This is a genomic window from Shouchella shacheensis, assembly GCF_001484965.1.
Classification (GTDB): Bacteria; Bacillota; Bacilli; order Bacillales; family Bacillaceae_D; genus Shouchella; species Shouchella shacheensis.
In genome coordinates, this window is sequence record NZ_KQ947394.1 from 255,036 (window position 1) to 272,555 (window position 17,520).

Below are 17,520 nucleotides of genomic sequence, written 5' to 3' on the forward strand. Positions count from 1 at the left end.
GGATTTTTTCCTCATCAAAGTCAAGCTTGGCCTACAAAGCTCTACTTTTCACTAAATCAATTTTCCCAACCTCGACCCTCTTGCTCTAAATAACGCTTTGTTCTTATAATAAAGATAATGACGAGTCCCCCCACTCGTCATTTTTTATATAGTTTAAAACCACTCCAACTAAGAGAGTAGGGCACCCACTTTCGTGGCTGCCCCCTCGTATAAACCGCACGTGCCCTACTAAGGCATACGGCTTTCCCTGTGTTCCATGACGTCAAGAAGTTTTTATGGTACTTGCGTTTTTCATTTTGCGGAGTCTATATTCATTGTAATAAACTTCGCCTTTTTCTTCAGCACGTTTCTTTGCTCTTCTTAACTTCTTCTTTCCTTTGTTTTTCATATACTCGATGTAATCTTCTATCGTATGTCCAAATTGCTTTCCGTAGTAATGCTGGAAGGCGGATACAAGCCCTATCTTCGTGAAAAACTCAATATTCCATCTCAAATTCATGGCCATTCCCTTGCGCTGTGTAGGGTTCCGGTGTATCATAGCCACTCTCAATCGTCGGCGTATATAACCGTCGATGGCTAGTAGTTCTTTGTAACACACGTTAAAATAGCAACTACTCGGGATCCCAAATTGTTTGTTTGCTTCTGTTGCTTTCCATAGATTGAGGTAATGGTTGATCTTCCCCCGTATGACTGGGTTCACTTCCTTTACCCATTCATCCTGGCTTTTGGTGTGGGTTTTCCTGGTTTTCCTCTTGATCTTTTGTCGGAAATCTTCCCAGACCGTTTCTTTCGGTTTGGCGATGTAATATGGCTTTCCATCTCTTTTGCGCTTTCTCCAGTGTTCGAAGGTGTATCCTACAAAGTCAAAATCCTCTTCATTGAAATTAACCACTTTTGTTTTCTCTATAGAGATTTCCAACCCAAGATTTTCTATCACTTTGTGTGTGAGCATTTCTGCTTTTTTGATATCCTCTTCTGTTTTCGCAAATAAGAGGAAATCATCTGCATACCGGACAAACCGAATGTTGGCTTTCGATAGAATCCAATCCAGTTCATTGAGGTAAATGTTCGCAAGCAATGGCGAGATGACCCCGCCTTGCGGAGTGCCGGAATCTCCATGTAGATAGTTCCCGTCTTCCATGTAACCTGCTTTTAGCCATTTCCAAATCATTTTCAACACCGTTCCATCTGCTATATACTTGCGTACGATCCGATCTAGCTTTTTGTGGGGGATGTTATCAAAGAACCCTTTGATATCGCAGTCGTATATATAGTTGTACCCTTGTTCGATGTTTGCCATAATGATTTGTAAGACTCGTTCCATTCCTCTGTTTGGTCTGTATCCACATGACCATTTATGAAAGATGTGAGCCTCGAATTTGGGTTGTAGGGCATTGACTACTGCTTGTTGAACAATGCGGTCTTCTACTGTTGGTATTCCCAGTGGTCGCTTCTTGCCATTTTTCTTTGGGATATAGACTCTTCTCGCCGGAGACGGAAGGTATTCCTTTTTCTTCAGTTTTTCTAGAAGGGCATGCAAATTTTTGTAAGAGTGTCTGTCGTATTCCTTGATGGTTTCCCCATCGATTCCGGGGGCTCCTTTATTTGCTTTTACTTGTTTCCATGCTGTTTCCAGTTTTTCGTACTTCAGAATTTGTCCATAGAAACTGTGCCATTTTAATTTTAATTCTTGGTTCATGTATATCTTACTTCCTTTCAATATGTACTTCCAGTCCGTTTTACTCCGTAACGTGACTGTTTCCATTACACATGTTTACAGGACCGTAAGGCCACAGGTCGTTCCCCTTCCGTTCAGAGAATGTTTGGTCATCCTCTTACTTCCGTACTATGAGAACGTCTGACTACTCTACCCACACGATTCATTTCGGGTGTCCCTTATAGAATCGTGCCCTTGTACCCTAGGTAAGGTAGAGTCCTCACGGGGTCATCGCACCGCCCTATCTGTACATACCCAACACCATCACGTGTCAGACGCCTTTTTGTCGGCTCATTTCTTTGACGAAAGGTCTATAAATAGAGGCTTCCCAGTTTTTTTTCGCACGGTCGCCCGTCTGTCCCGCCGCCTTTGTGTTTTACAGGTTTCCCATTCGGGTCTGCACATTCGCCTGCGGGTCTCTCGATTATCCGCATCTCCTTCAGACAATGCCTCACGACAATGCCCTAGATTAGGCTTCTTGGATTTTATGAGCAGCTCCAAGGAAGGTTTCTCACCTTCGTGGCGTTCCTCGTTCTGCGTTTTTACATACCGTTTTACACTGTAACGTGTACAAATTCGCTTAATGGAGGAACGTCACACGCTTTTGCGTGTGACGGTGCGACTGCCCGTCGCACAAAAAACACAGCCCCTACGAGCTGTGTTTGCCTATTACCCTTTCCCGATGCTCGCAACAACGGTAAACTTCTTGCCGTTTCCGTTTCCTCCCGCTGCGAGTCCTCGACTTACTACATTATGGATCGATATATGATCTGTTGATGTCTGCTTCTCTTGTTCTAAGCTGTTCATAATTAGTTTCGATAACGGTTCCGTGTCTTCGTCCGTTACCTCTACGTTCACAACCGATAGTTGAACATCCATGACCTTACTCATAAAAGCCTCCTCAACTACAAGTCTGACTTACTGTCAATTTACCATGATGGGGGAGTTTCAGACAAGAGAATCAGCGAATCTTCATAGTTTTAGTGCTCGTTTTAGAGAATTACAAAATTTGAGCGCATTCTATTTCGTATACCGATTCGCATAGCTACTCGCCACAAACGACTCTGGCTTGATTTTCGGCTCAAATCCAGTCGACTCAATCCGTGCGACCATCTCGTTTACGAATTCTCGTGTGCGATTCTTTTTTTCTGAGCCAATATCAATATGACCTTCAATCGAAAAGGTCGCACCCTTGTAAATATGGGGAAGGACAATGTTAATTAATGTCGTTTTGTCGGTTTCTGTGAACAGCGAGGCAATCTCTTCGGTGAGCGTCGTTTCAAAAGAGATCCGTTCATGAAGATTGTTCATCTTCCGCTTGACCACCGTTTTCTTGGCACAGGCCCACGCCCCTTTACCCATTCTCTGGATCACAACACCAGAGATAAAACGGGTATGGTCCGCATGCACTTGCGAGTCCGTCCCTATCATCAGCCGGTATTCTGCCGCAGGCTGCTTGTGCATGAACGTCGCAATCCGATTAAACACATCATCGAACGTCATTTCTTGCTCTTGAAGATTATAAAAAAGTTGATGGCTCATGGACGGCTCCTTTAGTCATTCGGTTTCTCTGATATAGTATATGCAGAGCGTTTGGCTTCTATCTAATTTCCTCGTTTGGAACCGCGCCTTCCATCTCTTCCTTCGACGCTTGTGTCCCCTTCTCCTCCTCTATTCCGAAAAGCGGAGGCGGGTCGCTTAGGAGCGAGAATTTTGGAGACCTGACAAAAAAATCTCGAATTTGGATTTCGGTGTCAGGATGAAAAATGCTAGACATGAAAAGCGCCTGCGAGCCACAGGCGCTTTTCGAGATCTTTTATTGAATCACACGATAAATCGGAATTTCCCTCCCTGCCGGAACAGTGAGCATTCCCTCCTCAATTACCCCATGTTCGGAGTCGGCTTCAAGCAAGACAGGCAAGGCCCCTGCACCCGACTGCTTCATCGAAAAGATATAGCTGCCGCTTGGGAAGGTGACGTCTTTGTTCGTTGTCACTACCCCTTCTTCTCCTGCAACAAACGTCTCGACTTCAAAGGTCTCTTCGATTTGCGTCGCCTTCACTTCAATCCCCTGATTTTCAATCTGGTTCGCAACCGGAGTATAGGCAGGCGGAAGCAAGTAAAAATCCGGGCGCGTGCGCTCAAGGGTGGGACGAGCAAACGTCTCGCTTTGATAAGTCACCGGCACTTCTGTTTTCGCCCCTGTCTCGATGTCCGTGGCGAAAACGGTTTGATTCGGCAGCGTCACGCTTTCACTTTGAACCACGACGGGCTGGGACGAATTCGCTACCTCTTCTCGGGCGTTCTGAATAAACGTCTTTACCAGCGCGGCGTTGGTCGCTGTTGTTTTCAAAATGCTCGTATGGGTGATTACCTGTCCAAGCACACGGCGCTTGAAGTTCTCTCGCCCGATGCCAATGCCACGGCTTTCCGTTAGAAAGGAGAAGGCTGGTTTTAAGCCAAAGGCGTTGCGGCCAATCGACCCTTGCGTACCGCCCTCATTGACCGTCACCCCGTCCTCATTGCGGCTTGACGTAAAGTAGAGATGACTGGACAGACCAGCGTCAGCGAGATGGCTAAAGGCATTCTCTAGGAACAGATAGTCCGAATACAGGCGGACATCGGCAGGAATATTCAAGTTCTTCCCAGAGAGCAGCAGCATGTCATAGTAGCTGTAGCCTCCCTCGGCTCCGACATCTTGGAAGGTTCCTGCATTCAAGCCGTATTCGTGCGCGTCAATTACGACTGCCGCTTCATAGTTTTGAAACGCTGCATGAAGGACCTGCGTCTCCGGCGTCAATAGATTCATATGGTCACGGTTGGCATCAAGCCCATTAGCAACTTGGCGCACAAAGTGGTAGGAGCCATCCGGATTAATGCGTGGAACGATGACCACGTGGATCTCATCGAGCACCGACTTCAGTTCGCCCTCTGCCAATTCTTGCGCAATCACAAGCGCCGATTCGCCAGAGGCCGGTTCATTGCCGTGAATTTCCGCCTGAAGCCAAACGGTCGGCTTGGCCTTTGCACTCTCAGAATGTGGCAGGGCATCTTTCGTAAAATAGACAAACGGGATGGCTCGTCCTTCTTGCGAATAGCCAAGGGTCGTAAGCGACATTTCCTTTGTCTTCGCGTTTAAGTCGGAAAGAAACGACCACATCTCCTCCTGCGTGGTAAAGGCTCCTTCTTCCCGCTTGAAGGCTGGCGTCCCGAACACGACATCAGGGTCTGGGTAGGCAGCAAGCACCGCCTCTGGTTGGGAAATGCTTTTCCCGTAATAAGGTGTCGCAGGTACATAGGTCATGAATGATTCCCCATTTCTTTCTAGATTAGCGATTGTTCGATCGCTTACTAAAGAAAGAAGAGGAGGCCTCTGAAAAACAACCTATGTTTTAAAAAAACCAAAACGACTCGAACCATGTTCCAGCCGCCTCGCGCTTTCATAGCTATTGGCCTTCCTTTTCCATAAACACAAACACCGTTTCCTCCCGCTCCAGTTTCTCGGTTTTGTACTCCTGGTAACCCAAGCTCTCATAGAACGCGATGTTTTTGCTGCTTTCGCTTCCCGTGAAAAGTTCAAAGCGGACGCCTTCAAACATTCCTTCAATCGCATGCATCAGTTTTCGCCCAATGCCACTGTTCCGCTTGTCTGGATGGACCATTAGCTTTCCCACATAGCAGGTGTCTCCCTCCTGTCTGGCACGAACCGACCCGACGATAACGCCCTCTTCGACGTATTTTAAAACGAGATGTTCACGGAAGGCTTGCTTCATCGATTCCAAGCTCTCATGAAGCGGCTGGATCGTAAAATCATTGTAGATCTCCGCCTCACTGACATACGCCTTTTTCTGCAGGCTCAGGATCGCTTCGGCATCTGCTAGATTTGCTTGTTCAATGGAATTCAATGTCTTCACTCCCTGCTCTTTAAAAAGGGTGCTCTCTCTTTGCTTCCCCTTTGTCTATGCTAGTAGTTTGCGAGAGAACGCAAGCGTTGGCTCACACTCATTTTATCGCTTGTTCTTAACTCACTCAAATGATTGCATTGCAAGGATTCTCCCTGGTTGCAGGTGGTTTTTTCATATTGGCAGGTACCCTCCCTTGAAGGGCTAACTACCACCAATTGAAAGATCCTCCCCATTTCAGGAGAGGATCTACCACGTTGGACAAACTTACCCGACAAGCATCCCTGCAATCGCGGCGTTCATCAAGTTAACAAGTGTAGCCGCAAGGAGTGCTTTTGGTCCGTATTTAGCAATAAACGGGCGTCTTTCTGGCGCCAGTCCACCTAGCCCTCCAAGCAAAATCGCAATGGAACTAAGGTTGGCAAAGCCACAAAGGGCAAAACTCGCGATTACCTCCGTTCTCGGCGATACATTCCCCAGGTCGATCGCTTCTGATAAGGCGGCGAAACCAACAAATTCATTGACGATTGTCTTTTGACCGATGAAGGAACCTGCCATTACGGCTTCTTGCCACGGGACCCCGACGAGAAAAGCTAGGGGAGCGAACACATAACCAAGCATCATCTCAAGCGAAAGATCCCCTACTCCCATCAGACCACCCAAAAAGCCAAGGAAAAGGTTCACAAGCGCAATCAGTGAGATAAACGCAATCAGCATCGCGCCCACGTTCGCCGCCAGCTTCAACCCATCGGTCGTCCCCTTCGAAGCAGCATCAATGAAATTTGCAGCGCTTTTGTCGCGTTCAAGACTGATTTCATTCCTCGTTTCGCTAAGTTCTGTCTCAGGCATCATAATTTTGGCCATAAGCAGTCCAGCAGGTGCGGACATGAAGCTAGCGGCAATCAAATAGTCAAGCGGGATCCCCATTGCTGCGATTCCGACCATCACCGAACCCGCGACCGTTGACATCCCACCAACCATAATCGCAAACATCTCGGAAGCAGTCATGTTTTTAATATAGGGCTTGATGGCCAGAGGCGCCTCCGTCATGCCAACGAAAATGTTCGCGCTAGCACCAATCGATTCGACTTTGCTTGTTTTGAGTACTTTGGAAATACCGCCGCCAAGAAATCGAACAACCAACTGCATAATGCCAAAATGATATAGAATGCTAATAAGGGCAGAGAAGAAAATGATGACTGGCAACACTTCAAAAGCAAAAACAGAAACAATGCCTTCCGCCTGATACACCCCGCCAAACAAGAAATCAATTCCTGCAGAGGAAGTGCCGATCGCCTGAGACACCACGCCTGTCACAAACTCGAGCGTCGCTTGGCCCCATGTTGTATAAAGCACAAGAACCGCAAACAGGAACTGCAAGGCAAATGCCCCAACCACCGTACGCACACGAATCGCTTTTCGGTTACTCGAAAAAAGCACGGCGATCCCAAGCAAAACAATAATCGCGATGAAACCCCAAAGAAAATCCATGTTCATCCCCCTACGTAATATTCTTTAACGCGTTCAGTAACGTATCTTTAAATAAGCGTACATCGACCATTTCACAGACGTGGACGTTGGGCTCTTTTCCAAGACGCCCGTTCACATCCACGAGGCTATACCCGCGGGTCAGCTCGCCTTTCGTTTCAACATCCACATAATAGCGATGAGAATCGGTCATAATCTTAGGGTTTCCGGCAATCGCCACAAGGAGCGAATCCGGATGCGTGGTTCCTGGCAAACGATGGACATCGGTGTTAAACTGCTCAACGACTTTGTTGATGTCCGTAAAAAACGTTGCCCCCTTTGTGCCAAGCTCGCGTACCTGTCGGTGGTCCTCTTCCGTCATGACCGAATAACGCGTCGCCATTTCCCAACCGACCATTGTAATCGGAAGGCCTGCATGCATGACAATTTTTGCGGCTTCTGGGTCAACGAGAAAGTTGAATTCTGCCGCTGGCGTCACATTGCCAAGAGCATTATTCGTGCCACCCATGATGTAGAGGTGCTCAATTTTCTTAACAATTGATGGGTCCTTCAGAAGAGCCATCGCAATGTTCGTCAGTGGCGCGATCGCTAGAAGCGTCAGCTCCCCCGGATGCTTGTGGGCTTGTTCAATAATGAAATCGACCGCATGCTTGTCCTCTTCCGCGCGCTGAACAGCTTTCGGAAAATAGGCATTGCCCATTCCGTCATCGCCATGCACTTCTTCCACCGTTTGATGGTCTCCCATCATTGCTTGGGCGTGGCCTTTGTACACAGGGACCTTCCCTGAGACACCCGCGATTTCTAATGTATAGAGCGCATTTTCAACCTGCTGCTCAAACTGGACGTTGCCCCCTGCAATCGTGAGCCCCAGCAGCTCAAGTTCCGGGCTGTCGAGCACCGTTAAGATCGCAAGCGTATCATCGCCAGCCGTATCTGTGTCCAGTATCACCTTTTTCATTGGATCGCCTCCCTATTTCAACAGCTCAATCATGTAGCGAAAAAAGGCATCTGCATCGACGCTGTCCACGTAATGAACCGAACGGGCAGTTGGACTTTTTTCGATTCGTCCCTGACTCGCGCCTTCTGTATGCACAATGCAGGTTACTTCTTTTTCTGTCGCAAACGACGGCTTGCCTGCCATGGCCGCTGTGAAGACATCCCATAAATAATAGGTGGAATTCGTTTCCGAGAATACCAGCGGCGGTACCGATGCGTAGCATTGCCCGAGAAAATCAATCTTTTCATGGTTTCGAAGCTTCGCCCACTCCTTGCGTCTCGCATTCGTAAGCGGCAGCTCATCGGTGCTCTCAAGAGAAACGAGAAGAATATCAAGGCTGCTTTTCCAGACACGATCCGTAGACACAGGGTCCCAGAAAGCATTCCATTCAGCCGTACTGTCGTGATGCGGTTCCTGCACATTGCCTTTTTCTTTAAAGGTTCCACCCATCCAGTACAATCGTTCAATCTTGTCCTCAATCGTTGGATCGCGGTCCAATGCTCGCGCCAAATCGGTGAGCGGACCCGTGAAAACGAGCGTCACAGGTTCACTGGCCTCATGGATCTTGCGAATCATATGCTTATGCGCAGGCTCATCGACAACTAACGACGGCTGATCGTCGGTTTCATTTAAGACCGGCAGCGCATCAACATAATACGGATGCAGCCTCCATTCAGAAGGAAACGGATTCACACCTCTGGAGGTGGACGCAGCCACTTCAACAGGCTCCTTGCCAAATACATTCACAATCTTCTCTGTAGCGGAGACCGCAGGCTCCAAATAGGAGTCTGCCGGAATGACTGAGATCCCCAGCAAGTGAACCGTTTCCATTTGTGTCAGCAACAGAACCGATACGAGGTCATCGACACCGCCGTCATGGTTGAAATAGACGGGTTTCATTTCCTATCCCCTTTCCAGTGGACGAACGCCTCTTTGCTCAGGAGGAAGATTCTCGTTCGCTAGCACATTCGTCCATTTTCGATAAAATCCGTGGAAAACTGCACAACCGACAACTTCCCTTATTGTATCTTTTATTTTAGGATAATACACCCCTTTATCGGATCAAATTTAAAAAGAAAATAGAGGAACATCATTCCGACAGGATACGCGAAAATCCCGAGGATTCTCTCCTCCCAACAAGCAAAAGGAATTCAACTTGTACTATAAGAATAGACAAGTTCAAGCCTAGTAGGGCCTTGCCTAAAAAGATGAGGCTATCCCGTCAAGTCACAAAATGACTGAGGAATAGCCTCCTTTTCAATCACCCACTCTGCCGCATGGACGACGAACAGCTTTTCAAAAAATCGATCGTTTCTTTTGTATTCTCTTCTGATCCTTCTCCAAGACAAAGCACATGTCCCCACGTATTGGAGAGCACGAGTTTCGATTGTTGGATGTGCTTATTGGCATGATTGGCATGTTCCGTCGACACCACTGCGTCGTTGGTGCTATGAATAATAAGCGTTGGCGAAGCGATGCTTTCAAGGTCCGCTAACGCAATTTGATTGGTTTGATATAAATCGATTAAAAAGCCATGCTTGGAACGTTGAATCTCCATCATCTTCCGAAACAAATACCAGTCTCTCGCAAGCATGCGTCCCTTAATTTTGGAATAAGGCATCGTGCTGTAGCTTGGTGCGATTTTTTTAAACGCATAATCGGGATTCACACTCGTCAAAAGCGCCATGCTTTTCCAAAAGGCTTTTTCAATAAATGGACGATACAAGAGTTTCCCCGTTTTATACTCTTTATCATCTGGGGTTAGCCACGTCTTCGTCACAGCGCCTTGCAGCGTTAGTGATTTCACCCGCTCTGGGTAATGACTGGCCAGGTAAATCCCAGACGGTCCGCCTGTCGAAACAGCGATTACATGCGCTGACTCCACGCCTAACTCATTCAGTAGCTCCACGTAGAAGCTACAAGCTTTCGCAAGACTTTTTCCAATTTCCTTCGATGTTTCTCCGTACCCTGCCCGAGACGGGGCAATGATCGAGAACCCTTGATCCACCAGCTCTTGAAATCCGAGCTGTTCATGACAGTTCGAGTGATCGCCGTGCAAGTAGAGAATCGGCTCGCCGACGCCCGTAATTGAATATTCCACTTTATTGTCTTGGTACGCAAAAGAAGCAATGCCTCTCTCCATTTGTCACAACCCCCACTTCATTTTCTATCTTTTTTAGGCCTTCCAAAAAAAGAAACATGGCAACGCAAGCATCACCAATGTTCATCATTTTTAACGTCTGTTCTTAAATTCAAATTGAATGTTACTCCTCCCCAATTTGAATGTCAACACTCTTTTTGCGCTTTTTTTCGCCCTTGTCCAACCGATTTTGTCGAACCTTCCGTCGTTTTGTCGTATATTTTTTCAGCCGTCCACCAAACTAAGGAGCAGCTATATAAATCGACGTTGCCAAGGAAGGACTTTACTTTATGTGGGGGTGAATTAAATGCCATACAATGTCTCTCAGAAACTCATTAAAGACCATTTAGTCTCAGGCGAGATGACGCCTGGGAAAGAGATCGGATTAAAAATTGATCAAACCCTGACCCAGGACGCCACAGGCACCATGGTTATGCTTGAACTTGAAGCGATGAAGCTGGACCGTGCCAAAACAGAGGCGTCGGCCCAGTACGTGGACCACAACATCATTCAAGAGGACAGCAAGAATCCCGATGACCACTTATTTTTACAAAGTGCAACAAGGAAATTTGGGCTGTACTATAGTCGTCCCGGGAACGGGGTGAGCCACCCGGTTCATATGCAGCGTTTAGCGAAGCCGGGAAAGACATTGCTGGGTTCAGATAGTCACACCTGTGCCAATGGGTGTATGGGCATGCTCGCGATGGGGGCTGGAGGCATTGATGTCGCCATGGCCATTGCTGGAGAACCGTTTCACGTGAAAATGCCCGAGATTTGGGGAATCAAACTAACCGGAGAGCTCCCTGATTGGGTAAGTGCCAAAGACGTGATCTTTGAATTGCTTCGTCGCTATGATGTGAAAGGCGGTGTTGGCAAAATCATGGAATACTACGGACCTGGCCTCAGAAACTTAAATGCCATGGACCGGCATGTGATTGCCAACATGGGCGCAGAACTTGGAGCGACCGGGACCGTTTTTCCGTCAGACGAAGAGGTCCGTACATTTTTAAAAAGCCAACATAGAGAGGAAGACTGGACAGAACTGCTCGCAGACGAAGGGGCTAGCTATGATTTGCATGAAGAAATCAACCTTTCTGAACTGGAACCGCTCATTGCGAAACCGTCGAGCCCTGGAAATGTCGTTCCTGTTAAAGAAGTCGCCGGAGAAGCAATCTATCAATCCTATGTCGGCTCCTCGGCCAACCCAGGCTACCGCGACTTTGCGATCACGGCTGAAATCGTCAAAGGCAAAAAGATTGCCAACGGAATTTCGTTTGACATCAACCCTACGTCAAGGCAAATGCTGACCGATCTTGTCGACGATGGTCACATTGGAAGTCTGATTTCCGCTGGGGCCCGTTTGCACCAAGCTGGCTGTAACGGCTGTATCGGTATGGGACAAGCACCGGCTTCCAGCCGCAATAGCTTGCGAACCACCCCGCGTAATTTCCCCGGGCGATCAGGGACGCGGGAAGATAGCGTCTTTCTCTGCAGTCCCGAAACCGCCGCTGCTTCCGCATTAACAGGGAAGATTACGGACCCGAGGATGCTGGATATGGACTATCCAAATGTGAAAGAACCTGACCATCCAACCGTTGACGATACGATGCTCGATCCCCCTCTTCCTCTGGAAGACGCTCGAAAGGTCGAACTGGTCAAAGGACCAAATATCGCCTCGATTCCAGAAATGGACGCCCTTCCGGATGAATTCGACCTCCCTGTGTTATTAAAAATGGGGGACAATATTTCAACGGATGAAATCCTTGCCGGCGGTGCCCGGGTGCTTCCCTACCGAAGCAATCTCCCAAAAATCAGCACCTTTTGCTTTGAAATCATCGACGAAACGTACAATGATCGAGCGATGCAAGCAGGAGGACATGCCGTTGTTGGCGGCTACAATTATGGTCAAGGGTCTAGCCGAGAACACGCCGCTCTCGCCCCAAGGTATCTTGGCTTACGTGTGGCTTTGGTGAAAGATTTTGCCCGCATTCATTGGCAAAACCTCGTGAACTTTGGCGTGCTTCCACTCACCTTCAGTGATGAGTCAGACTACCATCAATTGGAAGAAGGAGATGTTCTTGAACTGCGCAACGTAAGAACACAGCTCCCACAAGGAAAGGAATTCAGCATTGCTATAAAGGGAAAACAGAAGACGATCAACGTCACCCACGCCCTGTCCGATCGTCAGGTGGACATGATGTTAAAAGGCGGACTGATCAACTGGGTGAAAGACCGGCAATCATAAACGGGAAGGAGCGTAACGGATGGCTGATACCAATCAGACGTGTAAAGCGTGCAACGGAACCGGCTTGTTAGCCGATGATGAAAACTGGCAGTACGGGTGCAGCGTATGTGGCGGGGACGGCATCCTTTCCCCAGGGGAGAGCACTGAACCCACCAAGCCATTTTCAGTAGATGAGAATAACCGCGTATTGGACTAAGCGCCTGGCAACGAAGCTCTTCTTTGAGACAAAGTTCAGAGGGGAGCTGATTCACTAGAGGTGAAGGGCTTTCCTAGACAACCCCACTCCACATTACGACGAATCGTTGAATACGACGGTTTCAGGCGCCCCAGAGCCATGGAAAACACGCCAACCTCGCGTCGCTTTCTGATCAGCCGAATGAATTTTTCATACGCTTGCGACTCGTCATAGCGGAGCTCCTCTCTTAAAAGAGCGGCGGCTGCTTTTGTAGGGTTTGGTGTTGTATGGTTTTGTTTAACTAATGTGTCCGAAAGCCTGTCCGAAAGTCCGTCGGGCACTCTGGCCGGAACCCTATCCGAGACTCCGTCCATATCTTCGTCCGGCAAGCAATCAGTTGTTTTAACAGACGATTGATTACATAACGGGCGATTTGGTCTATCTAAATGGGTATCTTCTGAGTAATTTTCAGAAAGCTCGTTCGCTTCCTCTCTTAGAATTGTTGAGGAGTGATCTTGGTGTGATTTCGTGTAAACATCGTCAATAAGTAACGAGTGCATGCGGTACTCGGCGACTCTTTCTAAAGGATGGGTGACTTCGATATAGCCTTTTTCTACTAACTCTTGGCGAGCTTTAAAAACCTGATCCTCCGTGAGGCGTGACTTAACAGTAAGTACAGCAACGGCTACAGAAAATTGCTTCCTCCAACCTGTTGAGTTGCACACATCCATCAACACAAACCAAAGAACGCTCGCTTTCGGGCTACAAGGATTGGTCTCCTGCTTTGTGTGGAATGCGTTCATTTCGGCTATGTAGTTCATTCTTCTCCCTCCTCACCTCCAATTATGCGGTCAAAAGCTTTTCTACTGACCATTATATAAGTAGAACCAGGACTTCGGCAATAGTTTTAAAAATATTCCCAATAAATAAAAGCTGTTCTATTGCTGTAATTAACTGCTCCCTATCTTTCATCTATCCATCTTCCTCAATGGAATGAATGCCCCCCACCTTGCTTTTTTGTACTAAACCACCAGAGAGCACCACACTGTTCCCCGAAGTAGTAGTGGGGCTCATTTTGCTGTGTGCACTCAACTCATTGCAGGGGGTGTCGACCACACCTCGTTGGGCTTCGAAATGAGCACAACAAGGCGCAGTTCCTATCGGTCACTGCGCCCCTCAAAAGCTATTACTCCTTTACTGAACCTGATGTTAATCCGGAGACAATCCGCTTCTGGAAGAAGAGGACAAGAACTACGATTGGGATGGTGACAAGTACAGTAGCAGCAGAGATGTCCCCCCATGGCACGGAATACTGGCTCTGGTACATAGAAATACCGACCGGTACGGTGCGCCATACGTCATCACTGTTGATGGTCAATGCAAATAAGTATTCATTCCAAGCTGCGATGAATATTAGGATGCCGGTCGTGAAGATTCCTGGGGCAGCAAGCGGGAAAATGATTTTCCGGAACGTTTGGAATGGGCTTGCCCCGTCAAGCTTGGCTGATTCCTCTAGCTCAAATGGAATTTTCTTAAAAAAAGTGGCTAAAATCCATATCGCGAGTGGCAAACTGATTGTTATATATGGAATCACAAGACCAATATAACTGTTCCGCAGACCGAGGTCTGTGACCAAGTTAAAAATTGGGGAGATGATGGCGATCTGTGGAAACATGGATGATGCCAGCACAAGCCCGAGAATGAGTCCCTTCCCCTTAATCGGTAGCCTCGTTACGGCATAAGCTGTAAAGGACGCAAACGCTAGGGAGAGCACTGTTGTTAGCCCCGAGACGACGAAACTGTTCAGCATGTAGCGGAGCAATGGCCGATTCGTCAGTGCAGCTTCATACGAAGCAAGGGTCGGGTTCGTGGTGAACCATCGGAAGGAGGAGAAGATCTCCCCGACAGGTTTGATAGACGTCAAGAATACCCAAATAAACGGGAACATGACAAGAAATACAAAGATGGCCAAAAATATATAAAAACCTATTCCTGCTCGTTTATTCATCTAGCTCCCTCCTCACTTCGTGCGACCTGCAAAAAGATCAGATCCAATTAATTTGACATAGGCAAAGCTGATTATACCGACACAAAGGAAAACGATTACAGAGAGCACTGATCCCTCTCCGAAATTCTGTTGGGCGAATAAGGTCTTATAAGCGTATACGGAAATCGACTCGGTGGCGTTTGCTGGCCCTCCCCCTGTTAGAACGTAAATGAGGTCGAATACCCTGAACGCATCAAGCGTACGGAAAAGTAATGCGACTAAGATGCTGGATTTTAGTAACGGCAACGTGACTTTCCAAAATTGCTGCCATTTATTCGCACCATCTACCTCAGAGGCCTCATACAGAGACTCTGGTATGGTCTGCAACCCGGCCAATAGCAGCAACGCCATGTATGGTGTGGTTTTCCAGATGTCCGCTACAATGATAGAAAACATGCCGCCACTTGCAGTAGAAAGGAGCCAGGAATTCTCTGGGATGATATTTAGCTGCGCCAAATAATGCGCGACAATCCCAGACTGACCATCATATAGGAACCCCCACATCATTGCAGCCACAGCTGTCGGAATCGCCCATGGGATTAGGACAGAAGCGCGGACAATCCCCCGCCCCTTAAAGGCCCGGTTGATGAGAAGGGCAATTCCAAGTCCAAGTGCCAATTCAAAAGCGACGGTCACGACGGTAAAGAAAGTAGTATTCCATAAGGAAGCCCACATACGGGCATCTTGTAAATATTTTCCGTAATTGGACAGTCCCACAAAATTGGACTCCAGAATATTATCGGCTGTTGCACCAAGCAAGTCTGCTGTCTGTTGGAATTGCTGTTCATTCTGTTCGTTTTCTGTAGATGCAGCCATTTCCATTAGTTCCGCTTCATACTCTTGCAATAATTCCCTGTACGAGGAGGCGAAATCATTGTCGACCTGCGCGTATTTCAAGTCGTTATCCGTTACCGGTGTGTAGCTCATCAGCAACTCATCTATTTGTTCCACTTTCTGAGCGATTTCCTCATCACTCAAAAGGTCTGAATGATGCTGTGCTACGCCTTCCTGGATTGCCGACACTGCACTGACGTCTTCTCCCGATTCAGCGGTACTTTCCAAGCCTTCCAGCTGTCCCTCAATGTAGAAATAATTATCGGCATACCGCTCAAGGTCAACGGTAGCGCCCAGCATTAGCTGAGATCTCGTCGGATCATTGAGCCTATAGTCAAAAAGGCTGTTGTAAAACGATTGCGCCACCGGCCAAAGTACAACCGCAAACACCAGAATAAGTGATGGGATCACCATGGCATACCCGAGTTGTTTTTCACTCAGTTGAAATTGGCGCCTATTTCGATTATTCATTATGTAACCCCCTCGCACGAAAATCATGATTTAAAGGTTAATAGAAAGGCAAGATGAGAGCCCCCATCTTGCCTTCTTTTAGCACTTCAACGATTATTACTCTCCCATCGCTGCTTCCATTCTCTCCTGCATGTTTCTGGCGGCTTCTTCAGCAGTTTGGTCACCTGTTAGGGCAGTCGATAGTTCGATTTGCAAGATGTCAGAAATCTCTGGATAAATTGGTGTTACCGGTCTTGGAACTGCCGTCTGCAATACATCCCTAAATTCTGGATTGGCAAACAGAGAACTTACCTCTTGCACTTCAGGGTCATCGTACAATGCTTCCAAGGTTGGAGCACGGCCCCCTTCGACTGCGGTAATCTTCTGTCCTTCTGGTCCGGAAATAAATTTAACAAACTCCCATGCAGCTTCCGGGTGCTCCGAATAACGGTTAATCATGGTCATCCAGCCACCAAGTGTGGCTGCACTTCCTTCGTCCCCTTCCGGCAACGTGGCCATTTCCACATTATCAACAATTTCCGAGCGCTCTTCATCATTGGAAGAAGACATCATGTATGGCCAGTTACGGGCAAATACGGCATTTCCTTCAATCCAAGCATTTTCTGTTTCGATTTCCTGGAAGTTAAGAATATTACTTGGAACGAATTCGGAGCCAACAATCTCCTGCATTTTCTCAATCGCTTTAACTGTCTCTGGGCTGTCGACCACTACATTATTGTCTTCATCAACAACCTCTCCGCCGTAGGAGGAAATAAATTCAATGGCATTGGTAACCAAACCTTCATATTGCGCTGCCTGCATCAAGTAACCAAAATCAGTTCCTTCTTCCCCTTGCAGCTCGCTTGCCTGCTCAATCAGTTCATCCCAAGTTGCGGGAGGCTCTTCGACAATGTCGGTGCGGTAGTAGAATACTCCGGCATCCGTGTATTGCGGCATTGCCCACTGTCTTCCGTTAAAATTTCCCGCAGCAACGGTACCCGGGAAATAGGCATCCATGTCAATCCCATCTTGTTCGATGAAACGGTCAAGTTCCAAGGCATAATTCGCCTGGGCGAATTCCGCTGGCCAAATGACGTCGGCATTAAAGACATCAATTTCCGTACTCTGCGAACTGAATGCGGTTACATATTGGTCATGGGACTGGCCTGTATCTGCAGGCATTTCGCGCTGCTCCACCGTAATATGCGGGAACTTTTCTTCAAAGGCTTCCACCACTGCGTCTGTTCCAGGAGTGGTGTCCGTACCTCTTGCATATACAATGGTGACCTCTTCCTCATTTTCTACTGCTTCTCCACCTTCATTTTCGGCGGAACCCTCTGCCCCTTCACTCCCGGCTGTTGACTCCTCCCCTGAGTCGCTGCATGCGGCAACGAAAACTGCCAGCGAAACAGCCATTGAGTTCCACAACAAACGTTTGCTCAACTTCATCTGACTTCCTCCTTTTTTTGTAACGATTTCATTGATGCGGGCAGTGTTGCAGATGAGAAAATAGCCGTTTTTTGAA

Annotated in this window: 15 protein-coding genes; 2 read left to right on the top strand and 13 right to left on the bottom strand. The window is 47.7% G+C overall.

Features of this window, described 5'->3' with window-relative positions; all coding sequences use genetic code 11:
- Window positions 1-262: 262 nt before the first annotated feature.
- From ltrA to AVZ68_RS03530, 9 genes are all read right to left on the bottom strand, one after another.
- Window positions 263-1,699 (bottom strand): group II intron reverse transcriptase/maturase, encoded by a 1,437-nt coding sequence (gene ltrA / locus AVZ68_RS03490; RefSeq protein WP_059103155.1) that lies wholly within the window; start codon window positions 1,697-1,699, stop codon window positions 263-265.
- Window positions 1,700-2,386: 687 nt separating this feature from the next.
- Window positions 2,387-2,608 (bottom strand): hypothetical protein, encoded by a 222-nt coding sequence (locus AVZ68_RS03495; RefSeq protein WP_059103156.1) that lies wholly within the window; start codon window positions 2,606-2,608, stop codon window positions 2,387-2,389.
- Between the two features lie 129 nt (window positions 2,609-2,737).
- Window positions 2,738-3,259, bottom strand: a complete 522-nt coding sequence (locus tag AVZ68_RS03500; RefSeq protein ID WP_059103157.1) for a ribonuclease H-like YkuK family protein — start codon at window positions 3,257-3,259, stop codon at window positions 2,738-2,740.
- Window positions 3,260-3,533: 274 nt separating this feature from the next.
- Window positions 3,534-5,021, bottom strand: a complete 1,488-nt coding sequence (locus AVZ68_RS03505; RefSeq protein WP_059103158.1) for a M14 family metallopeptidase — start codon at window positions 5,019-5,021, stop codon at window positions 3,534-3,536.
- A gap of 142 nt (window positions 5,022-5,163) precedes the next feature.
- Window positions 5,164-5,622 carry a GNAT family N-acetyltransferase gene (locus AVZ68_RS03510; protein ID WP_059103159.1) on the bottom strand — a complete coding sequence of 153 codons (459 nt, stop codon included), beginning with the start codon at window positions 5,620-5,622 and terminating at the stop codon, window positions 5,164-5,166.
- A 264-nt stretch (window positions 5,623-5,886) separates the two neighbouring features.
- Complete coding sequence (locus tag AVZ68_RS03515) at window positions 5,887-7,110, bottom strand: NupC/NupG family nucleoside CNT transporter (RefSeq protein ID WP_059103160.1); 1,224 nt, start codon at window positions 7,108-7,110, stop codon at window positions 5,887-5,889.
- Between the two features lie 10 nt (window positions 7,111-7,120).
- Entirely contained in the window at window positions 7,121-8,065 is a 945-nt protein-coding gene (locus tag AVZ68_RS03520) for a nucleoside hydrolase (RefSeq protein WP_059103161.1), read from the bottom strand.
- Between the two features lie 12 nt (window positions 8,066-8,077).
- The gene (locus tag AVZ68_RS03525; protein ID WP_059103162.1) at window positions 8,078-9,004 is read right to left on the bottom strand and encodes a nucleoside hydrolase; all 927 of its coding nucleotides are present in this window, start codon (window positions 9,002-9,004) and stop codon (window positions 8,078-8,080) included.
- Between the two features lie 361 nt (window positions 9,005-9,365).
- Window positions 9,366-10,247 carry an alpha/beta fold hydrolase gene (locus AVZ68_RS03530; protein WP_059103163.1) on the bottom strand — a complete coding sequence of 294 codons (882 nt, stop codon included), beginning with the start codon at window positions 10,245-10,247 and terminating at the stop codon, window positions 9,366-9,368.
- A 304-nt stretch (window positions 10,248-10,551) separates the two neighbouring features.
- Here AVZ68_RS03530 and AVZ68_RS03535 point away from each other — a divergent pair, with 304 nt between their 5' ends.
- Both AVZ68_RS03535 and AVZ68_RS20460 read left to right on the top strand, forming a co-directional pair.
- Complete coding sequence (locus AVZ68_RS03535) at window positions 10,552-12,489, top strand: aconitate hydratase (protein ID WP_059103164.1); 1,938 nt, start codon at window positions 10,552-10,554, stop codon at window positions 12,487-12,489.
- 19 nt (window positions 12,490-12,508) lie between these two features.
- Complete coding sequence (locus AVZ68_RS20460) at window positions 12,509-12,685, top strand: hypothetical protein (protein WP_180316666.1); 177 nt, start codon at window positions 12,509-12,511, stop codon at window positions 12,683-12,685.
- Between the two features lie 35 nt (window positions 12,686-12,720).
- On the opposite strand, the gene AVZ68_RS03540 is transcribed toward AVZ68_RS20460, so the two are convergent.
- From AVZ68_RS03540 to AVZ68_RS03555, 4 genes are all read right to left on the bottom strand, one after another.
- Window positions 12,721-13,485, bottom strand: coding sequence for a hypothetical protein (locus AVZ68_RS03540; RefSeq protein ID WP_059103165.1), 765 nt, complete (start codon window positions 13,483-13,485; stop codon window positions 12,721-12,723).
- Between the two features lie 365 nt (window positions 13,486-13,850).
- The gene (locus tag AVZ68_RS03545; protein WP_059103166.1) at window positions 13,851-14,672 is read right to left on the bottom strand and encodes a carbohydrate ABC transporter permease; all 822 of its coding nucleotides are present in this window, start codon (window positions 14,670-14,672) and stop codon (window positions 13,851-13,853) included.
- Window positions 14,673-14,684: 12 nt separating this feature from the next.
- Entirely contained in the window at window positions 14,685-16,016 is a 1,332-nt protein-coding gene (locus tag AVZ68_RS03550; RefSeq protein ID WP_059103167.1) for a carbohydrate ABC transporter permease, read from the bottom strand.
- Between the two features lie 96 nt (window positions 16,017-16,112).
- Entirely contained in the window at window positions 16,113-17,444 is a 1,332-nt protein-coding gene (locus AVZ68_RS03555; protein WP_059103168.1) for an ABC transporter substrate-binding protein, read from the bottom strand.
- Window positions 17,445-17,520 lie beyond the last annotated feature (76 nt).